This is a genomic window from Halobacillus sp. Marseille-Q1614 (genome assembly GCF_902809865.1).
In the GTDB taxonomy this organism is placed as follows: domain Bacteria; phylum Bacillota; class Bacilli; order Bacillales; family Halobacillaceae; genus Halobacillus_A.
In genome coordinates this window covers 829,277-852,207 of record NZ_CADDWH010000001.1, presented here as the reverse complement: position 1 = coordinate 852,207, position 22,931 = coordinate 829,277, and the positions used below count along the sequence as shown (strand labels likewise).

General features: G+C 39.1%; 25 protein-coding genes and 1 pseudogene. 1 reads left to right on the top strand and 25 read right to left on the bottom strand.

Going from position 1 to position 22,931, the window contains the following annotated elements; genetic code table 11:
- Nucleotides 1-4: 4 nt before the first annotated feature.
- The 25 genes and pseudogenes from HUS26_RS04200 to HUS26_RS04080 form a co-directional block, all read right to left on the bottom strand.
- Nucleotides 5-958, bottom strand: coding sequence for a toprim domain-containing protein (locus tag HUS26_RS04200; RefSeq protein WP_173915959.1), 954 nt, complete (start codon nt 956-958; stop codon nt 5-7).
- A gap of 60 nt (nt 959-1,018) precedes the next feature.
- Entirely contained in the window at nt 1,019-2,497 is a 1,479-nt protein-coding gene (locus tag HUS26_RS04195; protein WP_173915958.1) for an ImmA/IrrE family metallo-endopeptidase, read from the bottom strand.
- On the bottom strand, nt 2,484-2,765 hold the full coding sequence (locus HUS26_RS04190; protein WP_173915957.1) for a hypothetical protein: 282 nt from the start codon (nt 2,763-2,765) through the stop codon (nt 2,484-2,486). Before HUS26_RS04190 ends, HUS26_RS04195 begins: the two co-directional genes overlap by 14 nt.
- Before the next feature lie 40 nt (nt 2,766-2,805).
- Nucleotides 2,806-3,234: a hypothetical protein gene (locus HUS26_RS04185; protein WP_173915956.1), complete on the bottom strand. Its 429-nt coding sequence runs from the start codon at nt 3,232-3,234 to the stop codon at nt 2,806-2,808.
- 9 nt (nt 3,235-3,243) lie between these two features.
- Entirely contained in the window at nt 3,244-4,407 is a 1,164-nt protein-coding gene (gene mobP2, locus HUS26_RS04180) for a MobP2 family relaxase (RefSeq protein WP_173915955.1), read from the bottom strand.
- Nucleotides 4,404-4,661, bottom strand: coding sequence for a hypothetical protein (locus HUS26_RS04175; protein ID WP_173915954.1), 258 nt, complete (start codon nt 4,659-4,661; stop codon nt 4,404-4,406). Before HUS26_RS04175 ends, mobP2 begins: the two co-directional genes overlap by 4 nt.
- A 250-nt stretch (nt 4,662-4,911) precedes the next feature.
- Nucleotides 4,912-5,775, bottom strand: a complete 864-nt coding sequence (locus tag HUS26_RS04170) for a hypothetical protein (protein ID WP_173915953.1) — start codon at nt 5,773-5,775, stop codon at nt 4,912-4,914.
- Nucleotides 5,772-6,350: a hypothetical protein gene (locus tag HUS26_RS04165; protein WP_173915952.1), complete on the bottom strand. Its 579-nt coding sequence runs from the start codon at nt 6,348-6,350 to the stop codon at nt 5,772-5,774. The genes HUS26_RS04170 and HUS26_RS04165 overlap by 4 nt, the downstream gene beginning before the upstream one ends.
- A gap of 15 nt (nt 6,351-6,365) precedes the next feature.
- Complete coding sequence (locus HUS26_RS04160) at nt 6,366-7,466, bottom strand: lysozyme family protein (protein ID WP_173915951.1); 1,101 nt, start codon at nt 7,464-7,466, stop codon at nt 6,366-6,368.
- Nucleotides 7,467-7,468: 2 nt separating this feature from the next.
- Nucleotides 7,469-7,846, bottom strand: a pseudogene (locus tag HUS26_RS04155) (type IV secretion system protein VirB4); the annotation flags it as partial.
- A 117-nt stretch (nt 7,847-7,963) separates the two neighbouring features.
- A complete protein-coding gene (locus HUS26_RS04150) occupies nt 7,964-9,784 on the bottom strand; it encodes a reverse transcriptase/maturase family protein (RefSeq protein ID WP_173918738.1) in 1,821 nt (606 codons plus the stop codon).
- Between the two features lie 607 nt (nt 9,785-10,391).
- A complete protein-coding gene (locus HUS26_RS04145) occupies nt 10,392-11,948 on the bottom strand; it encodes a VirB4 family type IV secretion system protein (RefSeq protein ID WP_173915950.1) in 1,557 nt (518 codons plus the stop codon).
- 5 nt (nt 11,949-11,953) lie between these two features.
- Entirely contained in the window at nt 11,954-12,607 is a 654-nt protein-coding gene (locus HUS26_RS04140) for a hypothetical protein (protein WP_173915949.1), read from the bottom strand.
- Complete coding sequence (locus HUS26_RS04135) at nt 12,608-12,910, bottom strand: DUF5592 family protein (protein WP_173915948.1); 303 nt, start codon at nt 12,908-12,910, stop codon at nt 12,608-12,610.
- A gap of 39 nt (nt 12,911-12,949) precedes the next feature.
- A complete protein-coding gene (locus HUS26_RS04130; RefSeq protein ID WP_173915947.1) occupies nt 12,950-14,803 on the bottom strand; it encodes a pLS20_p028 family conjugation system transmembrane protein in 1,854 nt (617 codons plus the stop codon).
- Between the two features lie 21 nt (nt 14,804-14,824).
- Entirely contained in the window at nt 14,825-17,368 is a 2,544-nt protein-coding gene (locus HUS26_RS04125) for a VirD4-like conjugal transfer protein, CD1115 family (RefSeq protein ID WP_173915946.1), read from the bottom strand.
- A 13-nt stretch (nt 17,369-17,381) separates the two neighbouring features.
- The gene (locus HUS26_RS04120) at nt 17,382-18,491 is read right to left on the bottom strand and encodes a hypothetical protein (protein WP_173915945.1); all 1,110 of its coding nucleotides are present in this window, start codon (nt 18,489-18,491) and stop codon (nt 17,382-17,384) included.
- A 15-nt stretch (nt 18,492-18,506) separates the two neighbouring features.
- Nucleotides 18,507-18,770 (bottom strand): hypothetical protein, encoded by a 264-nt coding sequence (locus tag HUS26_RS04115; RefSeq protein WP_173915944.1) that lies wholly within the window; start codon nt 18,768-18,770, stop codon nt 18,507-18,509.
- A 17-nt stretch (nt 18,771-18,787) separates the two neighbouring features.
- Nucleotides 18,788-18,976, bottom strand: a complete 189-nt coding sequence (locus HUS26_RS04110) for a hypothetical protein (protein ID WP_173915943.1) — start codon at nt 18,974-18,976, stop codon at nt 18,788-18,790.
- A gap of 66 nt (nt 18,977-19,042) precedes the next feature.
- Nucleotides 19,043-19,480, bottom strand: a complete 438-nt coding sequence (locus HUS26_RS04105; protein WP_173915942.1) for a hypothetical protein — start codon at nt 19,478-19,480, stop codon at nt 19,043-19,045.
- Nucleotides 19,481-19,902: 422 nt separating this feature from the next.
- Entirely contained in the window at nt 19,903-20,139 is a 237-nt protein-coding gene (locus HUS26_RS04100; RefSeq protein WP_254434138.1) for a hypothetical protein, read from the bottom strand.
- 17 nt (nt 20,140-20,156) lie between these two features.
- The gene (locus tag HUS26_RS04095) at nt 20,157-21,179 is read right to left on the bottom strand and encodes a DnaD domain-containing protein (protein ID WP_173915941.1); all 1,023 of its coding nucleotides are present in this window, start codon (nt 21,177-21,179) and stop codon (nt 20,157-20,159) included.
- Nucleotides 21,180-21,215: 36 nt separating this feature from the next.
- Nucleotides 21,216-21,686 (bottom strand): XRE family transcriptional regulator, encoded by a 471-nt coding sequence (locus HUS26_RS04090; RefSeq protein WP_254434137.1) that lies wholly within the window; start codon nt 21,684-21,686, stop codon nt 21,216-21,218.
- Nucleotides 21,687-21,790: 104 nt separating this feature from the next.
- Entirely contained in the window at nt 21,791-21,982 is a 192-nt protein-coding gene (locus HUS26_RS04085) for a helix-turn-helix domain-containing protein (RefSeq protein ID WP_173915939.1), read from the bottom strand.
- Nucleotides 21,983-22,237 (bottom strand): helix-turn-helix domain-containing protein, encoded by a 255-nt coding sequence (locus HUS26_RS04080; protein WP_254434136.1) that lies wholly within the window; start codon nt 22,235-22,237, stop codon nt 21,983-21,985.
- A 165-nt stretch (nt 22,238-22,402) separates the two neighbouring features.
- Here HUS26_RS04080 and HUS26_RS04075 point away from each other — a divergent pair, with 165 nt between their 5' ends.
- Complete coding sequence (locus tag HUS26_RS04075) at nt 22,403-22,810, top strand: helix-turn-helix domain-containing protein (protein ID WP_254434135.1); 408 nt, start codon at nt 22,403-22,405, stop codon at nt 22,808-22,810.
- Nucleotides 22,811-22,931 lie beyond the last annotated feature (121 nt).

Here is a 22,931-nt window from a genome sequence, read left to right as displayed (position 1 = left end):
GAAACTATTTGCTCATTGAATTAATATCCATATTAATTATGGGTTGAAAAGGATTTCTTCTTTTAGATAATTTAGTTTCTTTTTTTAAATCTTCATTCCAATCTTTCTCTTTTGGAAAATAATTTGACGATACATCATTTTTGAATAAATTTTGATACTTTACTGCAAACTCCCTACCAGCCTTATCATTATCCGTACAGAAAGTTATGTGATTCACCTTATGGCCTTCCTTGCCCATCCGTTTGATTTCATCAATCATGGTCTGTCGCTTAAGTCCAGACATGGAAACTAAGCGAGTATCTTGTAACTTCCCTTTCTTAATACTCCAGTACGATAACGCATCGATCGGACTCTCAAACAGATAAATAGAATTTGGCTTTCCTATATCAACCGAAAATCCAGCCGATCCATGACTGTTCCTATCAATCCCTTTAAACATTCGTCCATCTTTCATTGGAGAGGTTCCTTGGCGGTCTGCTCCAACAATCTCTCCCTGCTGCTTCCACTTAAACACCACATTCCCGAGCTTGTCCTGTGCAATTAAGTCCTTTTTATCAAGCCAGTTGATAATCTTAGGATGAATCTTCCGTTCATTCGTAAGATAACCCTTAGCCTTTGTCTTATCGTTCATTTCATATTGGAAAGGATATTGATAAGGTTTCTTAGGCTTTTGCTTTTGGACGTTGTCTTTCACTTTATAACCTTGTTCATTCAGATCGAGGACAGCTTCTGGAAAATTCATTCCATAAAACATTTTGGCAAAGTTAATTACTCCAGCTCCTTTTTCGTCTCTAGAGTTCCAGGCATACATCTGGTCTTTAATCACTAAGCTGTCGTGAACTTGATGTCGGTAATATCTTCCCTCTCTTTTCAATGGCTCCCCTTTACGCTCCAGATAGTCTATAAGATCCACATTACGAGCAACCTCCACTTGGTCCGCGCTTACATGTTTGGCCATGCAGCACTTCCTCCTTTCTAAAATTAGATATAAAAAAAGACAGGGAGAAACTCTCCCTGTCTAGCGTTCAACCTCTACTTTTTCTTTTTGCTTTTCTTTCTGTTGAAAATCCTCCTTACCCCCTTTTCCATTCTTCATTTTCGAAGTGGTGCTTTCTTTCTCTTCATGGAATTCTCCATCTAACTTACTTTCAATTTGGGATAGTCGTTGTTCTCCACGATCCGTTAAAGGCAGCTCTTTTAATTCTTGAAGAGATTCTTTCTTAAGCTGGTAGACCTCTTCTTTACTATGAGTCTCCTGAAAAGTACGCATCTGATTTAAACGTTCTTGGCGGTCACTGTTTTCTTCTTTATCCAATTCTTTTCCGACGGTTGGTTCAATAAAGTTCATGAGCTCTTTTTTATAAGCATCTTTGAAGTCTTGATGAGAATATTCCTCTTCGGCCTTAACAAAAGGCCCGCTACCCTTCTCAGACTTGCTCACCTGGCTTCTGTACATCTCCCGAAGCTTTTCTGAAGGTAATATCTCTCTTTCTTTTTTCTCCTCTTCCATTTCATGTTTTTGTTCTTTAACACTCATATCTTTCTCCCCTTCCTTTTCTTGGCCCATAGATTCTTCAATGGTTGTAATGAATTCTTTAGCGGTTGCCTGAACTTCTTGTAATAAGCTTTCGTGGTCTTTAAATTCATGGTCCTTAGTCCAGTGATGCAGATAATCTAATGAGTAGTCACTGGTGTCAATATTGAAATAAGAAGCAACCGTATAAGCTGTCATTTCAGCCTGAAATTCTTTCTCCGGTTTGGTGTAGTCGCTCATATTTTCCTTCGTATGAAGCTTGGCGTGAGTCAATTCATGTAATAAAGTTTTTGTATCTTGACGCTCAGAGTTACGCGGATTAAGAGCGACTTCTCCTTTCCCTGTATAACTTACGCCTTTAGCTGCTCCTAACTCTTCATAAGGCTCTACAATTTGAATGTTATTGTTATCAGCTATATCCTCCATCCCTTTTCGAAGCTGGCTGTAATTTTGAACCTCCCCATCGATCCATTTGTTAGGAAAGATTTGTGGCAAATCTTTTTGAGTGGCTGTTGTCTGAGAAACATCAAACACACTCCCGGTAGAATAAACAAGACGGCCATCTCGTTTATTGAGTTGACCGTCTTTGACTTGTTGCTTTTCTGTTTTCGTCGCATATTTCAAGGGTTTCCATTCGCCCTCTTCATTTTGAAACTGCTTACCTAGCCGATTGGGCACGAGAACCTTTAGGCTTTTCTCTCCTTTGTTTACGGAAAATCCCTTTTCTTTCCAGAAGGCGTAAGATCCTACAGCTTCAGCCCCTGGGAACTGTGAATCAATGAGTGCTGTATTACGTGGAGAATAACGATGGAACTTACCCATAAAGTCTAGATACTCTTTCATTTGTTCGGGAGAATGAAAGTGGTTCGAAATACTTTTTTCCATCCCCTCTGTCAGTCGATTAACCTCCTCTTTTACCTTTTCCGGTGATTTCTGTTTATAGGATCGTTTAGTCTTCGCCATGATCCTCAACTCCCTCACTAATGTTCATGAGTTCTTCCATTTCTTCCTCATCGTAATTAGATTCTGTATTTAATATTAGTTCCTTTGTTTTCTTATGAAAAGGAATGAGTAAGTTTTCTTGATTCACTAAATGCTGTTCAAGATCATCCATTTCCTCTTCACTTAACGTTAAGGTATATTCCTCCTGTCCCACCTCCATCACGAGCTCATTATTTTCACTTAAACGCTTAAACACACCCACTTCATAATCGCTATTAAACAAAAGCATTCCTTCAACTCCTTTGTTAGATAATTCCTAGTGAGTACCACTATCTGGATGCTGGTTGAGTATCTCCAGCACTTATTCTCTTCTGACGCTGATGACTGATTCTTTCTTCTACCGCTTGCCTCGCATCCTTCATCGCTTGGCTCTCAAAGATCGGTGTAGTAACACAGCTTTCTAAGTTTTGGTCCATCGCAAAACCGTTCATTAATTCCAGAAGGACTTGCGTGTTTTTATCGCTTCGATTGGCTGCTAACCGCAGTCGTTTCATCTCTTCAGAAAACACGTCTTGAAAATGTTGAGCCATCAAACTCATGAGATATTCTTGTGATTGTTCCTTCGCATTCTGTGCTTCCCATTCCTCAATCATACGGTCTAAAGCTTCACCAGGATAACGAATATGATGCTGTTCCTGATACTCTTTAATTAACGCAATTGTCTCTTCATGCAACGTGACATTTTGACGTTTTCTCATTCATGTCCCCTACCTTTCTCTTTCGATTTCTCGTTCCAACTTTTGATGATCCAAGTCATTGATAAACTGGTCATACGTTTGCCCCAACGAACGTTGAATGCTTCTCAAGGAACGTTGCAATTGAATCCCGGAAGGCATGGACTTATAAGGGGCATTTGTATTGGTAGTTTGTCTAGGATACTGCTGACGATCGTACCGTTTCATTTCTTGTAAGAACGCATTGCCCATTCGTTTATAGAGGTCATCCAACTTGTTTTGTTTGTAATGCTGATATCGCTTCTTATCCTTAGGTCCATCCCCATAGGCTTGTTTTAATTCATTGACTTCTTGATCCAATTTTTCATGTAGCTGGTTCATATTTTTGGCGTGATACTTATCTAAATACCTTGTCGTTAGTTTATCAATCTTCGGTCGAATAGGATTCAGTGTTTGATAGCCATAGTGCCACTGTCGCTTATCCTTAGGCAAGTGATTATACACATCGAGGAACAGAGGTTTTATTTCTCTATTGCTCCATTTCATGCTGCTATTTTCTTTCTTTTCATTCACCATATGGTCACGAATCAACGTGTTAATTTGATTTCGTTCTTGCGTTCGATCTAACAATCCATTCACGACTTCGCTTTTCATCGCGTCTAATGTTTTCGGTTTTCGCTTTCCACGGTCACGAGTCGGGTTTGGTTCGACTGTAGCCACATGAATATGAATGTTATCGGTGTTATAGTGAATAGCAGCCGACCATACAGCACTCTTTTGCAATCCTTCTTTTTTCATCATGGCCTGCATAGATTTCCGTGTTACTTGCTTCAAAGCTTCTTCATCTAAAGTGTGTGTCTTTGAATCATAAACACCTTGTTTTTGAAGCCAATCATTATCAAAGGTAATGACGTCCTGCCACATGATACTGTTCTTCTTTTGAGCTTGTTCAAACAAAGATTTAATGCCCTGTTTTCCTTCCACCGATAAACGATCCGATTGCTGGGTAAACAAGGCAGATGTTTTATCCGGATCGTCCATATAGTGATTATATAAACTAAACATGGACCGATGAGCATCCCCCTTTCCTTTGGCCTCTTCACGATCTACGTATTGCACATAATCTTGGAATCCTTTTTTATTTGCAGTCACGAATTTTGTTTTTAAAACCACTCCAGGCGTTACGGTTTCACTCATGCTTCTTCACCTGGTTCTTCAATCTGTAAGAGATCATTCATTTCTCGAATCGCTGTATAACAATGAGCCATCGTTTGAATGTTGCGATCGACTAATTGCTGCAGTCTTTGTTCACGATAGTTCTCTTCTCGAAAGACAGCTAACTGATTCAATTGAGCATGTAAAAACTCTTGCCGACTTAATCCTTTTTCTTCCGCAAGTTCGTCAATTCGTTGAACAGTTTTCGGATCCATATATCGAATTCTAACTTCCATTACAATCACTCCCTTTGATGAAGTCCCTAAAACTAGTGAATAAAGAGAAGAGCATAAGGGGTTTTTGTTCCCACTTGGCGTGTGAATCCCGGCAGAGCCGGGCAAAACGAGGGAACAAGAAAATCTCCAGATGTGCGGTCGCTGTGCGGCTAAAACAGGAACGTTCATTCGTGTATTCGACGTGATGTGTGGTCCCTGCACAGGAGATGTGCGGCCCCTGTGTTGTCCTTAATAACAACCTTCGTCCTTTTTAGTTCGAAATCATTTCTCTTTTTTCTTCTAACATTTCAATCTTTTCAACGATGGTTTGAATAGTTAGTTCATGTTCAGCTGCCTCTTGATTGATCTGGTCTTTCTCATTTTCTAGGTGATGAATTCTAGCCTCCGTTTGCTTTTTCTCTTCCTCCGTTTCGTAAAGAAGCTCTGATTCTAATTCAACGTTTTTCTGTTCAATTTCTTTGATTCGTTCATCGATCATTTGAATACTTTCCTTCTTCTCTTTTATTGTTTCTTTTGCCTCTTCGATCTGTTCAGATACAGCATCTACTTCATATTTCTGCTCCGTTAAGATGGTTATTTGTTTGTCCATTTCCACTCTACGTTGATCTGTATAAATACGTGCCAACTCTTTCTTTTCCTCACCCTCTTTCAAGGAATTTTGAGTACTCTCTTCCGTTAAAAGCGTATTGGCATTTTCCTTATTTATATCTAAGGCCATTACATCAAAGGAAGGACTTACCTGTTGGATGCTAATGACATATCTGCTTTCATCGTTATACTCAACGTGCGTTGGTAAATCGCGTTTTGGATGCTCTTTTTCCTGAGCCGTGAAGCTTAACTTTCCATCTAATAAAGTGGTTGATTTATTAAGATTTAAGGTGACAACCATCAACTTTTTCGTTGGATTATAAACCCAGTCTTTTATGGTCAGTTCGCCTGATCCTTGTAAGTTTAGAGGTTCATTGACAGGCGTTTGTTGAACTTTACTCTGCTTTTCATCACCAAATATAAAACCAGAAAACAAGAAAAAAAGAAGCGCCATAGCCATGACGCTTAATCCAATAAGATATTTTTTTGAGGTTCCTTCCGTGATGTGTTTCGTTTGTTTCTTCATGAATAGCCCTCCTCTTCTACGTCTTGAAAATCTGTTATTACCCAGTGCCCTTCTTCTCTATGAGCATTTATTCTGAGGAACACAGGAGACACCTGTTTTTGATCGCTCTGTAAAGAATAGAGCGTGTGTTTAAACTTAACTAATACGCTAGCTTTATTGTTTGTGAGATTACCTGTTTTGATGAAAATTTCTACTTCATCCGCCTCCGTTTTCCTGTTTCCTTTATAGGTATCTGTAGGAAAGAAGGTTGCAGCTAAATCTTTACTCATCACCTTGTGTGCTTCTTTTTTCCTTTCTTGGTAGGTCTCTTTATCCTGTGTAAAAGCAACCTCTATAAACACAGAAACCTGCTTCACTAAAGCGTCATATCTCGCTTGAATGTCAGCAGGTTCCTGTTTTTGTAATGTCATCTCTAATTCAGTGTTTTCTTCCATAATCTTTTCGTTTTTCACTTTTAATTGATGCAAGCTTTCCTGTAGATCATCACTCGATTCTGTGCGTGCAGCATATATATTAACCGATGTGAGAACAATTAACAGAACGACAAACAGGACAAAAAGAACACGTCTATTCATCAACGTTCTCCTTTCTTAAAGTCCAAGATAGGGTGCAGGATTCACATCAGAACGATACTGTTTTTTGGTCCGAACTTCGAAATGTAGATGGGGACCTGTAGAGTTTCCTGTCGAACCACACTTGCCTACTTTTGTTCCTTTTTGAATCATCTCCCCGTTTTGTACACTTATCGTATACAAATGAGCATAGTGACTATAAAGTCCCTCTTCATGTTTGACAAGAACGTTATTTCCATATCCAGAGTTTTTTCTTACCACACCAACCACTTGACCGTTATCTACGCTTTGAATAGGCGTTACGGCGTTCGTACAAGCAAAATCAATCCCTCTATGCATGTCCGGTGTTCCATCAAAGGGATCTGAGCGCATGCCGTAATCAGAGGTTTGTGTGAGTGCTCCTTCAACGGGCATAACCCAATCTCCCGTAGGTTGTAAATCTGCTTCAATAACTCCACCTTTAAGGTAACTTAAAACGGCCTCAACATAACCAATATCCCCATAACAAGCTCCTGTTTCTGCCGATTCAGGTCTAATGCAGGAATACATGCCTGTATGCTTCAATTCCTGGTACTTCATTCTTGAAAATTCGATCGCTAACTCTTTGCTGTATTCTCCATTGTTGTGTTCGTTTGCGTAATCAATGAACCCTCCACCGAAGTTATAAGCTTGGAGGGTTAGCTTAATATCTCCCCCTGCTTTCTCCAGCATTTCAGAGAAGTATCGGATCCCGACATTAATGCTTCTTTCAGGATCCTCTATCGTGTTTGGAGGTAGACCGAGAGACTCACTTGCTTGCATCACATCATCAAGACGTCCACCAGATTCCTGCATCGTTTTGGCCAAGAGAAGCTCCACATACTTGGACACCCCATACTTTTCAGCATATTCTTCAAACAGAGGACGGTACTCTTCTAGTGCGGCTGAAACTTGCGCTGTTCCATTTACCACATCAACGGACCTCACGTCCTCACTGGAGGAAGACTTTTGATAACCGATTAACCCTGTAATGACTGAAGCATACAAAAGCATTTGTAGAAGGAAAAGAGCTACCAGAATACCAATCAACCAAAGCCATACTTTCCGAGGGACTAACCCCAGGAGGAGGGACCAAGGCATCCTTATGCACCTCCTCCAAACAAGGCTAATTCTTCGTCCGATACCTCTACCTTGAAACGAATGTTTTCAACCGCACGGATGCTTAACATCGTCTCCCCTGTTTGTAGGTAAGGGATATCTTTTAATTCACTTTGGCTTAACTGCCCCATGAATATTTGCTGCATCATCTCTAAGTTGTTACTATCTTGCTGCATAATAATTTTGTATTGGGTCAGTTCAAAAAGCTTCTTGATTTCCTCTACCATACTCTGATCCGAACCCTCAGGAACAAAATCACGGATGGTGTGACTGGCATAGAGAAGAGCACCAAAATACTTCCTGGCCTCTCGGCTAAACTTTGTAAGAAAATCAAGAGCACTCTCACTTTTCTTCTTTGTATTGTAAGGTAAGAACCCAGCGCCTTTCCGTATTTCTAACGGTAGGTTTCTAAGAACTCCCCTCAGAACCGTACGTACTCCTTTCGGAGTATACGGCTCGCCATCTATCCTAGAGTCATTCTAATCCAATTTTCCGGCGTGGAGTTTGACATGACAACTTCTACAAAGGACAAGAGTTTTTCGATTTCTAGCTATCATAAATTCTTCCCATTTTTTCTTACCTTTGAGGTCTTTTAATTTCCTCACATGATGGACTTCACATTTTCCTTCTCTTCCGCAATGCTCGCATTTGTTGGCTAGTAATCTATTTTCAATAGAAGTGCGTGCTTTATATTTCATTTGATTGGGTTGAGAATCTATGTGGTTTTCCAACAGTCCCATGTTTCTTTGAGAAGGGATTTTGACTGTCTTAAAACCTTCATTATAGAAGGGACGAAATCTTGTTCCTTTTGTTGTTTTGAAAAAAACACCGAAGGTGCCATTTTGGTCAAACTTCCGATAAATTTTGTGGCAAGATGTTTTGTATTTGTTGGCTAGTGTCATGGCGCAGCTTGTCTTAATGATATTGTGGACACCACTTAACTTTCTTACGTCTACTGCCAATTTATAGTATTCATAGAACCCTCTTATTTCTGCGTTATAACTTGATAGAATTTCTATATCGTCGTTATGAATTAAGTTAGCGCGATGACATGCTTTCCACTGTCCGTTTTTCTCTACCATGTAACGATTTCTAAATAAGAAGTCTCGCATCTTTTCATGTGGTAGATGTAACATAGGAATACCTTTTACGCTTCTTCTGGTAATGCCATTAGAGGAGGTTGTTTTCTTGTTTCCTCCAACGCTTACCTCGTATCCTAAAAAGGACATTCGTTTGGAAGCTGCATGCGTTATAAGTGTTTTTTCCATTGAGAGTTCTAACCTCAGACTACTACTTAGAAAATTGGCAATTTCATCTCTAATTTGTCGTGTGAAATCCTTGCTTCCTATGACTGCTACTACAAAGTCGTCTGCATAACGAACGTATTGTAGTCGCTTGAAGTTCTCGTCCATTGGATCTTCCGACGAGAGTTTTTCTCTTTGTCTCGACAGTTCTTTAATCTCGTTTTTAACTTGTTTTGCTTCTTCCTCGCTGAGCTTTTGATCCCTAAGTTTTTTATTACGATTCCATATTTTACTGTTCAGACTGTGATATTCAGGATTATTTCTTCGTCTCTTACCTCCGTTGAAGGTTGCTTTCAACTCCTCCAGGAACTTATCTAATTCGTGAAGGTAGATATTGGCCAGAATAGGACTGATAATTCCGCCTTGCGGAGTTCCACTGTAAGTGTGGTTTAACGTCCAGTCTTCAACGTAGCCCGCCTTTAGGAATTTCCAAATTAAGTTGATAAATTTTTCGTCCTTTATCGTTTTTCTTAATAGCTTGATTAATGTGTGGTGTTCGATGTTGTCGAAAAAGCCTTTAATATCTCCCTCAATCCACCATTTCACACCTGAGCATTTACTTTTCACTTCCATTAGTGCGGTATGGCAACTCTTCTTGGGTCTGAAGCCATGTGATGAATCGAGGAAACGTTCCTCGTAAATGCTTTCTAATATTTGTTTTACAACTTCTTGGACTAATTTATCATTGAAAGATGGTATTCCTAATGGTCTTTTCTTTCCGTTTTTCTTAGGGATGTATATTCTTTTTGCAGGATTGGGTCTGTAGGACTCGTCCTTTAGCGATTCGATTAGCTTTTCTACAAGTTCAAGATTAAAGCCATCTATTGTTTTCCCGTCCGTTCCCTTCGTCATATTACCTTCTTTAGCATATATCTTCCCATATGCTTTTAGGTAGAAGTCAGGATTATAGAGATTTTTGTAGAGCCCTTCAAATACATAATCTTTATTTCCGGCTTTTTCTCTTAGAATGTCTAAAATTAATTCAGGTCTTCGCATGGTCTCCACCATAACCTTCCTTTTGTTTTTTTAGATAGGATAGACTGTTCCCCTTCGCCATATGCCAGGCTTTCCCTAGCTTGGACTACTACGAGAACTCCGTTACCTTATTGATTTTTCATGAGCCACATACCTTGCTTTTTACCACTTGGTATCATCCTCAATAGCCTACTTAATAGGCGTTTCAACTTAGGTAATCCCCGTTTAGCAACTTAGCGATAATTATGATTGAGTTAGGAATCCCTTTTTGTGCTTTCACTCTATACTGAGCGCGGACTGATATTGTGGACGACATGCAGAAGCAATTATTAAATACTTTGCACTTTTTGATTAAACGCCCTGTTAAATGCGTTTATCATATCAGCAATACCTCTTAACCATAGTAGGTAAAGGAACACCATTACTCTCCTTGCACTGGGGTTCAGGCAGTCAAGCTTTATTCCTTCTCAATCGTTTCGTCTCGACACTCAGTCGCAGGATGTATGGCTTACCTGACTTGTGCCTTTACACACCATGCTACACTCCCCCGTGGGTTTCCCCTTAGGATAAGGTGGTTGACGATGAAGAGTCGTCTTCTCCAGCCTTTTTAGGCAATCGCATAAGCCCCTTACGGGCGCACGATAATGTGATGAGCTTCGTCCATTAAAATTAAATAACGAACTGCATCTTCAAACGCGAGTTCTCCTCGATCATATGCATCGAACTGTGGGGCTCCATTGGTCAGCATTGAATCCCAGAGGAGATTCAGTACGTTAAACAGTTGCGCTTGAAAAACCTCAGCTCGCATTTGGGATAGTCCTCGCAACGTAAAGGTGACTACTTGTTGAGCATCAAAGTGTTCGATCGTTGAAGCTCCATTGAACAAGTGAGCGTAAGTTTCCACGATGTTACGAATGTTCAATTCAATACTTTCCAGTCGCCGTTTTCTTTCCTGGCTCACCTTCTCCCACTGCTTTCCTTCCTCGATGTTTTCATAGAGATGGTCTTCAATAAACGCCAGGAAATCTGTAAATATAGGATAATCATTCACCGAGCGTTTCGTAATGTTCGAGTCTTCCTCCTCTCTCCATAGTCCTGTCTTTTCATAAAGCTTCCTTAGTAGATTCTCGTACTCTTTCAGTTCACTATCTGTAGCTTCTGGAGCTAAAAACTTATAAAACGTGGTCAACTTCGATAAATGCTGAGTAAAGGACGTGTACTCGTCTTCAGCAGTTCGATAGACTTGTAAGGGATTAATGACACCATCCGATCCATCTAAGGCAATTTGCTTTCCTCCTAGAGCTTCTGTTAATTCTGCGAATTCCCCAGTTACGTCAAACGTTCGAACCTTATATCCTTTGATCGCATTATCTAGCATAATCTTCTTGAGTGTAGTAGATTTTCCGGCTCCCATCGCTCCGACCATGACCCCGTTATAACTTTTTCGCTGCTTATCCCGATGAAATAAATCAAAAACCACATTCCCTCCGGTTAACGTGGTTCCGTAAAAAGTGCCGTAGGGATCATTAAGACTCGTAAAATGAAAAGGAAAACCACCAGCTAAACCTAATGCTGGAATCGGCTGCCCTTCCCGTTTATTCCGATAAGTGGATTGTTCTGTATAATTCGATAGAAGGGATTGCCATTCATACTCCTGTTCATTTAAGAAGATGGACCCTCGGAAGTTTTCATCTTGTAAGTTGGACACTACAGCTTTCACTTTATCCTCTAATTCAGCTTTTGTAGGGGCGCTGACGTAATGTCGAAGATGGACACGCTTTACGATCTCACCCTCTTCGGATACTTGGTTATAAAGCTCTCGTAAATCATCGTAATTATTTTGTGCCTCGATAATCCCTGCATTATCTTTCTCGTTGATGATACGGGAACTTTGTTCGGCCATCCCTTTATTTAATCCATCGCGTACTTTGTAACGATCGTCTGATACGACATCCATGGTGGTAATCACATTTTCCATATTGAAAATCGGTTCTAACCAGAAATCAGACACGTTCTTAGGAAAGGAATAGACATGGACACAAGCTTCATAGCCATCTCCTTTGCGAATATAAGATTCTTGAAAGTGAATGCCACCCTGGGGTTGTACATGAGCTAATAAGTAGGGATTATATCCCCGATACTCGGTTTCCTCTTCATCGTTTCTCTTTTTAAGGAAAGAAAACAATTCTTCTACCCCCTTTTTTCCAATTTGGTATTAAGATTGTTGAGCTTATAAATTAAATCAAGCTTCTTTTCATCGGTTAATTCAATGATTGGAGTCACTCGTCCAAGGTACCGACGACAGTTATTACGATATTCAGCTAGCTGCTTAAGGCTTGAGGCATAAATATATAAATAAAACTCGCGGTTGGTTCGATGAGTTTCTAAAAACTGCAATTCATCCCTTTTCTTAAGTAAAAATCGTTCATATAAAGGGGCTGTATTTTGAGCAATTTTACGGTGGATCGCGTCTAATTGCTTTTGCATATCCACTGGAAAATTCATAGAAACAACCTTAATGTCGTGAGCATAGGATTGAAAGAATTTAGCCATCATCATAATGTCGTACTCCGTTTCTTGCGTAGAGGGAGAATAAATATCCTTACTCTGCAGCTGCATCACGTCCATGTACCCTTTGTTCCTTTGAAGTTCAAAGGATCCATCAGGTGTCATATCTTGAATCGGGATAACTTCGGCAATGGAAGCTTTGGCTAGTTCTCTTTTTTTCTTCCCAGTCTTAGAGTTTCTGTCTTTAACCTTCCGTTCGGCTCGTTCATCAAAAAGAGCTTGTTGCTCCTCGCTATCTTCGAAAAACAAAACATCTTCTTTTTCTCTCCGAGGCATTTAAGAATCTCCTTTCTTTTCTTCCTCTGTATCTATCGCACAATAGGTTAATCGATCGCGGCTGACAGCTAAAAGCAACACTTTCGCCATCCGAAGCTTTGGATTCGTTTTCGTTCGTATTAACCAAGCAATCATCAACAAAATCCAAAAGATCGCGTAGTACCAAACCAAAGAAGGATGCACCACATATCGAAAAGTAAAGCCGATCCCTCCTAAGATTAAAACCACTAGGAGATCGGTAAGGTAAAACAGCCGGTTGATTTTAAGCTCACTTCCAATTTCAGAAGGAATTTTGTACTGCAAGGTCCTTTCTCCTTTCTCAAAACAAAAACGCGAACAAAGTTAAGATCCTTGTCCGCGTTTCTTGATTTTATTTTTCCAGTTTTCCGTGGAATTTCGTGATAAATCGTACGTTCGTTTTGCCCCCTGTACCTTTCTGTTATTTTGAATGCGTTCCTTAGCTTGATCCCTGACGTATTGACTAATGGTTCTCTGCTCCGTTCTGTGCTGATTAGGCATCGGTATCTCATCTGTAGTTGCTGGAGCTTCTTGAGGTGAAGTTGTGGTTCCTTGAACTTTCTTACCATCATGATTAGGGTTCTGTTCTGTTTGTTCTAGAGGCTTTCCATTTAACCCTGAGTTTTTATTTTCTCTCTTTTCCACTGAAGTACTTGTTTGATGACTCCCTTGACCTCCTTCATCATTTGAACGCTGATGGTTATATGAATAAGAGGAAGGTTGCTGATTTTCTTCGCTAATTTCTTGAGGAGTAGAATTCATGGATTTCCCAGATAAAGTGGACCCTTTACGAGAAGGTGAACGGCCTCTCTGGGAGGAATCCATTGGACTTAGTTCTTGCTTTTGAGGCTTTCTCTCTTCCTGAGCTCTGTTACTCTTTGTCGGACTAGCCGTTTGCTTATTTTGTTCAGATCCTTGTGACTGACCTTTTGGTTTACTTCCTGCCATTCCTGCAACGGCACCAGCTGCGCCAGCTCCCGTATTCATAACGGCACTAGTTCCCCCACTAGCAATAGCTCCGGCTGCTTTTTTTGCAGGTGGTCCTAGCGTTTTGGATGCTAGGTAACCTCCCATAGCCACATGCCAAGCGTTTTTCAGCCCAGCATCTATGCCGAATAGCTTCTGAACAATATTCGGTCCATCAATCACAGCTAGACTCCCTGCAATCAGGGCTACTAAATAGCCTATCCCTTCAAGGTTTTCACCGATAAAGGTGGTGTAATACATATGCACCCGCAAGCTTAGGAAAATCATAATAAGCGAAGCAAAGATACTACCAATATTCTTGATAATCGCTTTTAATCGTTGCCCAGTTGAGATATCGGCATAAGCCATAATAAGAGCAACGATATGATTAAACCCAAGTTCAAAACATAGCTTAGCGATTTTAATGGATATGAGAATCATCGTAAAAGCCATAACTCCCAGAGTCACAATGGCTGTAAACCAATCGATATGCCACCGGTAATAATTTTCAGGCAAGAAGTCAAATAAACCACTTTTGCCTAACTCTACTAGTCCTTCTTCCCCGTTTGATTCTAAGCCAACTTTATTCATTATGATCTCTTTTCCTTCAGAGGATAGTTGATCTCCATTTGCCTTTTCGAACTCCCTAGTAATGGTCTCATTAATAGAGATTTTATCTATAGAGTCAGGACTTATATGATGCTGGTTATCAACATCTGAGCTTTCCCATCCTGTTTCATCGTATACTGCAATATCCGTAACATAGTCGGTCATCACTCGGTCGGAAGTCGTGAAGGAGTCGGTGTTCACTTGGGCCACATTGACTGCATCCTCAGTAAAATCATTGACTTGTCCCATCCCAAACGTTAATAGACTAATGGTCATCACGGATAGGAAAAGGTTCATTGGCAGATCGGCACGATTTTTCTCTTTATTGAAAATCAAACGAAAACCGATCATCGCTAATGAAATAGCTAATAATACGTAAAGCACAGGTTGAATGGTATCTAGAAAACTTTGGACGGGTTCACTTAAGAAGAAATCTGTTAGTGTTAAGACACTATCGACCATGCCTTCTAGGCTATCCACGATCATCTTCAGAAGTAATATAATCCCCCAGCCCATGATCCGTAAGCCCGATATGAAGATATTATTCGTTGACAAAACCTCTGAAAACTCCAGCAACTTCTCTAAAAGTTCCTCATCTGACATCGTTTCACCCCCTCGTATCCCTTACATGGGAGTCTTTTCTTTTTCATTCCTAGGGTGCTCTTGCTCTTCTTTTAATTTGTCCGTTTGCTTACGTATGTGATCATACACTTGCCGGTTAATTTCCTGTCCCTCTCCTAACAGTTTTATATGGTCAAGAAATACCTCCATAGGTTCCTGATCCATCTCTTCCTTACTGTGATGTAAAAGGGGTGCCACCTGTTGATGAACCATATGAAGGGTACTTTTATCAAGAAATTCTCCTACCTTTTGTTCTTTCCATGGTTCTCTTCCCACACTATCTTCTTCAAACGGACCATTTTCAGCTTCACCAGATAATTTCTCCAAGTTGTTTTCCTTCTCCGTTTTGGGAAGGGAATGGTTATAAAAATCAATTACTAATTCTTTTGGTTGAATATAACGGTGCGGGGTGTGTATTTCTTCTTCCGTGATGGATCGGCTCGTATCAAAATACTGACTTAAATACGTGTGAGCATACTTCATACTGTGTTTGCCTGTATTGTATATGGGAAATGCTCGTATTTTTCTCCTCTTCTTATCTCGCCTCATTAATACACGACGAACTACCGTGTCTCCTTCCTCTAATTCTTGCAATTCGTTGGCCGTTAGGAGGTCTCTGCCTTCCGTACTTTCTGTTTTCGACTTATCTAAAGAGAAAGTAGAGCCAGACCGTGTTTGCGTATTTAATGTTTTTTTACCTAATTTGGATGAAAAAGAAGAAGCTGAATCATAATCCGCACTTAAAATGTAAATTTCATTCCCGCAATTTCCTCGGATCGTTGCCTGTCCATCCTCCCCGTATAAGTCTTTTAACTGAGCGTAGGATTGAATAATTAAGTGAAAACGTATATTTCTTCCCAGGCAAACCGTTATTTTATTGTCCATGTCTGCAATAGCGGGCATATTTCCGAATTCGTCCAGCATAAAGACTACTTCACGCAAACATTTCTGCCCCTTTGCTATGGCTGCATTTTTGGATAACACATAATACAACTGGCTCACAAAAATAGAAGGAATCGCGTGAGTCGATGTATCGTAATCCGGCGTAACCATGAAGATAGCTATAGGTTTTGTGAAATAAGTAATTCGTTCCACTCTAATTTCACTATCGGAAAGAGAGGAAGAGGAAAAATGAACCTCTCCCGTATCCTCATGAATCTCCTTCACCTTGATGGCCACTTCACATCTCTGCTTTTCTTCATCATCTTTCTTTTGATCTTTCGTTGAATTCCTTCTTTTCTTAGAAGAAACGGGCTCTTTATCTTGTTGAACAGTTATGATGTCCCCTGGCTTCAATTTTGATGAAAAGTTAATCGTCCAGGTTCCACTCTCTCCGGATTGATTGGTTTCCTTTACACCATCTGGGAATGTGACAAACACCTTTGAAAAAGGAGCACCTTGGCCTTTAACAAATTGACCAAATCCTACCTTCTTCAAATCTAACGAGTTCTTCGCTGTCATCTTAGCGGTTTCGCTCATCGTAAACTTCGTTAACCCATTCATAGCCGTTGTAAAAATGCTGGACCGCGTATTTCCTTTAGAGAAATTACTCGTCGCATACTGCTCTTTTGCTACATGCGATTGGGGTAAGCTTTGAAAATATTGATCCAGCGCGTTAAATTCTTGACCATTTTCATCGATGTCATTTTGCGTTCCTAATTCTGCTAACATGTTAGCTACGGTATACATCGTGATTTTTTCTTCTGTTCCTTCTGTTATGCTTTTCTCCGTAATCGCTAGGATCATCGCATTGACAAGTGATTTAGCCGAGTCATCCCACATAGGCTCTTTCGCTTGAGGGTTGTGGTAGAGCATGTGAGTGATCGTTTCACATAGCGTTTGAGCTGTAGAATAGTCACCATCTTGATAGGATTGTTTAACTAGTTCCAGCAGGTTAAAGCTCATGCTTTGCATGGGGTTCATTAAGTTAAGAACTTCTACTTCATACCCTCGACTTTCAAGGGTTTCACGGCTAGAAGCGAACAGTTCGCCCTTAGGATCATTCATCACTAAAGATGGTTGGTTCTCCGCCCGAGAATAGGCATCAATTGTGGGAATCACATACGTTTGCCCTTTCCCACTTCGTGTTGTCCCAATAATCAAGTTATTGACGGGAGATGGATCGATATAAGCGTTCTCCCCTTTGCGAGCTAATACAGGGCCACCTTGACCAGAATAGGAACTCCTGCGATCAGGGATAGCTTTGTATTGTTGGTGAATTTCTTTCCTCGTAGCAAATCGCTGGGATCCTTTTTCATCGGTTCCAACAGGACTAAAGTTGCTGCGAAGTTTATAAATCATATAAGCGATACCCAGGAGACTTAAAAAAGCCGCCACTCCGTAGAAATACGGCTGCTCCTTCACATGAAAATCAGTAAAATACGATGCTTCTATTACTAATGGCTGGTTAAAATAAGGAAATGTTTTTAAGGTTTCCCACATGGCAAGCCCCACATTCCAAATAAATGTGGCCATAAGCATCGTCACCATAAAAAAGCAGATGCTTAATGGGATAAGCACCTGCTTTTTAGCGATGATCGATTTCAAAATAATCGCCCTCCTATATACTATTTTGTTGAGCTTTTAGCTCGTCTATTTCTTCTTCTAAGGCCTTGATTTTATCTTGGTCTTCACTTTCTGATTGTTTCTCAGTTTCTATTTGACTGTTCACCTTCTTTAACTGTTCTTCTAATTCCTCATATTCGTTGATTTTTTCATTCAAATCATCACTTTTGGCCTCACTTGCCATTTTCTTCGCTTCTTCTAGTTGATCCACCCTCAAATAGGCCAACCCTTTTTCCTTATAAAGTTCATCTACCATAGGCAGCTTTTCAATATTGATCGCTTTTTCATACTCTTCAGTGTGGAAAGCCACTTCGAAAGCACCGACTGGACTTGGATAGGATTCTTGGAATTTCTTGAGCTCCTCTATTCCATGGAGCTTCATCACTTGACTAGCTAAAAATGTTGATTGATTTTTTTCTGCATAATGAAGAGCTTCTTTATAATTCTTTTCTGAAACTAAAAGGTAAACCAACGCTTTTTGTTCAGATGCACTTAGATCTTTTTTATTTTTCATATGGTTAACAGCTTCATTCCTATCACCACTCAACGCTGTTTCGTATGCTTGTTTCATTGTCCTTACCTCTGTCAATTCCCCTTTCGCATTATTCAAAGCTTTCGCTTGATTACTTACCATAACGGCTAACGTAATTGAAATAGTAATGGCTATGACAAGCAAACTAATCAAAGAAATAGCAAGAATCTTTCCATGTTTACTCGTTCGAGTCCATGTAGAGGATTTCTCCGTATTCTTTTTTACTAATTCCGTAACATCCATTTGATAATTCGTTGGCGTATGGGACGTTAATTGTTGCAAAAGAATGTCCCTTTCGTTTTCATGTTGATGATTTCTCATGGGGAGTTGGAAAAGCTTCTGACAAATATGGTCGTAAATATTTGTGGTATCTTCCGATCCAACGACATACGTCCCACTATACAGTTTATCTCCTTCTTCATTTGATAGCATAAAATCGAGATGTACCGGTTGAGCATTCTTTTTCTTCCACTTCTTATCAAGAATTTCTGTCTTTTCTACGACTTCTGCAAAAGAATAAGGGTGAAAACTAGTAATCTCTCCATCTAGCTTTGACGTGAATAATACTCGCATTCGTATATCGCTCCTTTAAAAAACTACCTGGCTATCAATGTATTGAGCAATAGCTGTTGCACCCATTAGAACCACAAGACCTACTGCCCCACCAATAAACCAAACAATCGAACTCTGACGCCCTCGAACACCTCCCCAAATAAGATGATAAGCTCCAATTCCAAAGGCAATGGCAGCTGAAATAATACCGAGCAACTGCATAGCAGTCAGTATCGAAGCCCCAGTAGATTGAAGATTACTAATGGCGGAAAGCATAGAATAATTAGTTAGAAATTTCATCGATCGATACACTCCTTTTAAAATTTTTCTTTCTCTTCATTCAACCCTTTGTAATGCAACAAAGATTTCATAACAACATCCTGATTGTCTTGAATATACTCTTGGTGTTTTTCATGTAGCCAATCATTGTAAGATAGGTCTTGAATAGTTAATAGGGTTTGAACCAAGTCCTTCGATTGTTTTAGTTCACGATTTGTCGCTCCCATTGTGATCACCTCCTTTAAAGGTTTTTTGGCATAAAAAAAGAAGCGATCTATTAAAGATCACTTCCGTTATGATGCGTTATTGTCAATAAATTCTTGCAAAGCTTTTTCCTTACTATCTTCTGAAGGAAAATCAACACTTCTTAAGGAAACATAGTCTTTTAATTTTCCATCCTCATAAAAGCCCAAAGTCTCAAACTGGATGCTTTTTAACCCTAAGTCTTCTGGCTTTAAATTATTATCTAGCATCTCTGGAGACTTAGCATTTATTTCTTTCACACTAATCGAATTAATCTTATCTTCAACTAATTCAATCTTTTCTGTCCGATCTTCCTTATCCTCCGTATTATTAAGTAATATAAAGGCTGTGTCATTTTCTTCGATGTGACTTCTCATTTCGTCTGGTGATAAAGACTCTACTTCACCTGTGGCTCCTTGAGCTCCACAACCTACAAGAATGATAGCTAATATCAAACCAGAGAAACTACTGATCCAATACTTTTTCATCAGATCATTCCCTTCTCGAGTGAACTGTATAACGATTCTAACACCTACTTAAACATAAATCCACATCTTGGAAAGGAATCCTTATTATATAAAGAGATTGTTTTTGGCTAGATACAATCAACCCTATGCAGACCCACCATGTTAATCATAGTGTTCTGCAATGCACAACGTTTCTAGCATATACGTAGAACTTTATGCATCTAGGTTTTACTATTAAAAGTTTCATTGGCTATATCCTCACTCCAAATAGAAGAACCATTATTGATACAACGCTTATCCGGTCACTAGATGCGTTTCACGTGACACGCACCGAACGATTATCGACAGCTAGGAAAGTTCTGTGACCTTTCTTTTCCTAACGTAGATATGTAGTTTTCAAAGTTCCATACGTGCTATTTAAGCACGTATTAAAATCGTTACATTTACCTGACGGGTATTAGTTCACTCTTAGGGTTTTTGCGTTTTGCAATGGTTTTAAATCGATCATTCTTCACGGTTCGAATTCGGTAATAGATACTGGCAAGTTTTTTAGTAGTTCCATAGCGATCTACCGCCCAAATACCGTGTACATCATATCTTTTTCCTTCAAAGGTTTTTACATTATCCGCTTGTGATGCAATATCATAATAAGCAAAGTGTTTATTTTTGGTTTTTCCCACTTTCCTACCTCCCTTGTTTATGGATCTCCAACCACACTAGGGTTCGATTGTTCGAGTAAAATATCTAAGGCAGTGTATTTACCTTCCTGAATCGAAGCTATATCTTCTTCAGAGAGTTTATACCGATGATCAATAGATTCAAGAATTCTCTCTCTCGGTCTATTTAACTTGATGGATAACTCAATGATTCGAGCTATATCTTCAATGCTAGGCGGTTTATTTGTATTATGACTTTCTTGCTCTGCACAGTTTTTGAACCAATCGGGAATCACCTCTTGGTTTTGTGGTTGTCTGGTATACCTAGCTTCATTAGGGCGTCTATTCTTATATTCAACTTCTTCAGCCTCAGTTTGTTCTATAGTTTGAATTCCTTTATTTACCCAGGACTGAAGAATACTTTTCACGTATCCCCACCTTGGTTTATTACGATCTAGAGAGCGCTTCATTGCTTCCACGGTCAATGGATCTCCAAGATCCTTACTCCAGGTCATTATTTCTTCTGAGATTTGAGGACGTATAATACCAAAGTTGTTTTGATAAAATTTAATGGCTTCACATTCCACTCGTTCAGAAGTAGTTGTTGTAATAAATTCTTTTACATTCTTAACTTCTTTAAGTTCTCTGCCATTCTTGTATGTGTCTTTTTGCTGTCTATCTGATGGCGAAGTGCTGTTCTTTTGCTGGTTATCTGCTGATGATTTGTTGTCGTATTCTTCATCGTTAGATTGGTAATTTGCCCAGTTTTCAACGGTTATGACACTATATTTGTTGGTGGAAAGAATAGTAATTACATCATCTTCCTCTAATATTTTTAAGTAATCACGAACCGTCGATTCATTCATGTTCAATTCAGATGCAGCCTTTTTACGACCAAATATAAATTGTCCTGGTTTAAGTTGAACCTTCTGCCTACCCACTCTAGATTCAGTATTTTTATGACTTGATTTCGTTAGGCAATAGATAAAAATCTTTAACATTTTTTCATTTTCAAAAATCTCACTTTGAATGATTTTACGATGAAGCTTTATCCAACCTTGCATTCTTTCACCTCCTGCAATTTTTAAAATATTTTGGGTTTAGAGTACATAACCATTGGATTTTAATTTAGAATAATGCTCTTCCCACAACTCTAGCCATCCCATGTTGTAAGTCTCACACACGATAGCTAAGTACATAAGTGACCAGTAAACTGCTTCAACAATTTCACTAGCAGAAATTCGAATATCTTGGAGATCCATAGAGTGAACAAAATTAGGAACTTTATTAATTTCAACTCTAGCAATAGAATCAAGTACGCCATGAAGTGCTTCTTCTACTTCTGATTGAACAATACTGCTAAGATTATCAGCCTTAGGACCATCTAATTTGGTTACACCCCAGCCGATATATTCATTAGCTGCCTCTAGTGCCAACCATGGATCGTTGTACTTGTCAATAAATTGTCTTGTTAAGCCTGGCTGAACCGACCTATTTCCGTTTTCTTGCTTACTTAAAGATTCTCTAGATTGTAAAACCTCACTTGAAAGTTGTTCTTGTGTTTTATCCATTTTCTCTCTCAACTCCTTCAAAGTTCTTCCAACACGATTACCCTTCAATAGATGTAGTCTCCTTTTTGTACCACTTTGTTAACAATTATTGTCTTAAACTTAAGTTACATAGCTTGATGTTCATAGTTGGACTCCTGATCTTTAATCCAATTATTAACTGCATCTTGGGAGAAAAAGATACGCCGACGCACTCTAAAATGTGGAATTTCGTTGAGTTGGACCATCTTATAAATGGTTTCAATACATACACCAAGATAATCAGCGGTTTCTTGAGTAGTCATTGTTACTCTTTGCATTTAAATCACCTCCTCAGAATCACAAGTTTCCAAATCGGAAACTTTATACTTAATAAATAGTTGATCGATTGGAATACCTAAAAATTCGCTTACCTTTGCTAGTTTTTCTGCAGTAAATTTACTTTTTCCTGATTCTAAATAAAAGTATCCATTAGGACTGTTGTAGCCAAGTATTTCAGCCATTCGTTCAAGAGAAATGTCATTACTTTTTCTAGCGGCTTTTATTTTTTTTAAGTCTACTTTTTGTTCAAACATCATTTCCACCTCCTCATTACCAATTTGGTAACTATAATCACATCTTACATTACCATTTTGGAAATGTAAAGATATAAATTACCAATTCGGAAATATGTTTTTACCAATTAGGTAATAATGTTAAAATAATGGTATTCATGAATACTGATGGAAGGAAGATCTTCCTTGAATATTATAGGTAAAAGAATTAAACATTTACGGGATAGAAATAATCTCTCACAAAAGAGAGTTTCTGAATCAATAGGTGTTTCTAACGTACAACTCTCTCGATATGAATCTGGTTCGAGGCAGCCAGATTATGAAACACTACAAAAAATTGCTGATTATTTCGATGTATCCACTGATTACTTATTAGGAAGAATTAATAGTCACAACCTTACACCACGTAAAGAAAATGACTTTGATTCTTTATCAGAGATAAACCGCCTTCTTGAGAAGTACGAAATTGATGATATGTCTTTTTTTGATATTGAGAAGTGGAAGTCCATGGGGCCGGAACAGATAAAGGAATTGGAGAGTTATTTTCAATACTTAATTCAGAAATCAAAAGAAATAGAAAGTGATAAAAAATAAAGTATTTTGTGAATAAACCAAAAAGCACACCCACTTTTGGTGTGTTTTTTTATTGACTCTGTTAAAGTTGAGTGTTGATATTACTAACAAAATGAGGAACTTCCAATTTCATTGAAGTTCC

Bases quoted from the DNA above. Each gene is read 5' to 3' on its own strand.
- HUS26_RS04105 (WP_173915942.1), bottom strand. From the start codon at position 19,480: ATGAAAAAGTATTGGATCAGTAGTTTCTCTGGTTTGATATTAGCTATC.
- HUS26_RS04140 (WP_173915949.1), bottom strand. From the start codon at position 12,607: ATGCCTCGGAGAGAAAAAGAAGATGTTTTGTTTTTCGAAGATAGCGAG.
- HUS26_RS04190 (WP_173915957.1), bottom strand. From the start codon at position 2,765: ATGCTTTTGTTTAATAGCGATTATGAAGTGGGTGTGTTTAAGCGTTTA.
- HUS26_RS04185 (WP_173915956.1), bottom strand. From the start codon at position 3,234: ATGAGAAAACGTCAAAATGTCACGTTGCATGAAGAGACAATTGCGTTA.
- HUS26_RS04110 (WP_173915943.1), bottom strand. From the start codon at position 18,976: ATGGGAGCGACAAATCGTGAACTAAAACAATCGAAGGACTTGGTTCAA.
- HUS26_RS04090 (WP_254434137.1), bottom strand. From the start codon at position 21,686: ATGGATAAAACACAAGAACAACTTTCAAGTGAGGTTTTACAATCTAGA.
- mobP2 (WP_173915955.1), bottom strand. From the start codon at position 4,407: ATGAGTGAAACCGTAACGCCTGGAGTGGTTTTAAAAACAAAATTCGTG.
- HUS26_RS04165 (WP_173915952.1), bottom strand. From the start codon at position 6,350: ATGAATAGACGTGTTCTTTTTGTCCTGTTTGTCGTTCTGTTAATTGTT.
- HUS26_RS04170 (WP_173915953.1), bottom strand. From the start codon at position 5,775: ATGAAGAAACAAACGAAACACATCACGGAAGGAACCTCAAAAAAATAT.
- HUS26_RS04200 (WP_173915959.1), bottom strand. From the start codon at position 958: ATGGCCAAACATGTAAGCGCGGACCAAGTGGAGGTTGCTCGTAATGTG.
- HUS26_RS04080 (WP_254434136.1), bottom strand. From the start codon at position 22,237: ATGTTTGAACAAAAAGTAGACTTAAAAAAAATAAAAGCCGCTAGAAAA.
- HUS26_RS04150 (WP_173918738.1), bottom strand. From the start codon at position 9,784: ATGCGAAGACCTGAATTAATTTTAGACATTCTAAGAGAAAAAGCCGGA.
- HUS26_RS04085 (WP_173915939.1), bottom strand. From the start codon at position 21,982: ATGCAAAGAGTAACAATGACTACTCAAGAAACCGCTGATTATCTTGGT.
- HUS26_RS04195 (WP_173915958.1), bottom strand. From the start codon at position 2,497: ATGGCGAAGACTAAACGATCCTATAAACAGAAATCACCGGAAAAGGTA.
- HUS26_RS04095 (WP_173915941.1), bottom strand. From the start codon at position 21,179: ATGCAAGGTTGGATAAAGCTTCATCGTAAAATCATTCAAAGTGAGATT.
- HUS26_RS04130 (WP_173915947.1), bottom strand. From the start codon at position 14,803: ATGTCAGATGAGGAACTTTTAGAGAAGTTGCTGGAGTTTTCAGAGGTT.
- HUS26_RS04120 (WP_173915945.1), bottom strand. From the start codon at position 18,491: ATGCGAGTATTATTCACGTCAAAGCTAGATGGAGAGATTACTAGTTTT.
- HUS26_RS04160 (WP_173915951.1), bottom strand. From the start codon at position 7,466: ATGCCTTGGTCCCTCCTCCTGGGGTTAGTCCCTCGGAAAGTATGGCTT.
- HUS26_RS04115 (WP_173915944.1), bottom strand. From the start codon at position 18,770: ATGAAATTTCTAACTAATTATTCTATGCTTTCCGCCATTAGTAATCTT.
- HUS26_RS04175 (WP_173915954.1), bottom strand. From the start codon at position 4,661: ATGGAAGTTAGAATTCGATATATGGATCCGAAAACTGTTCAACGAATT.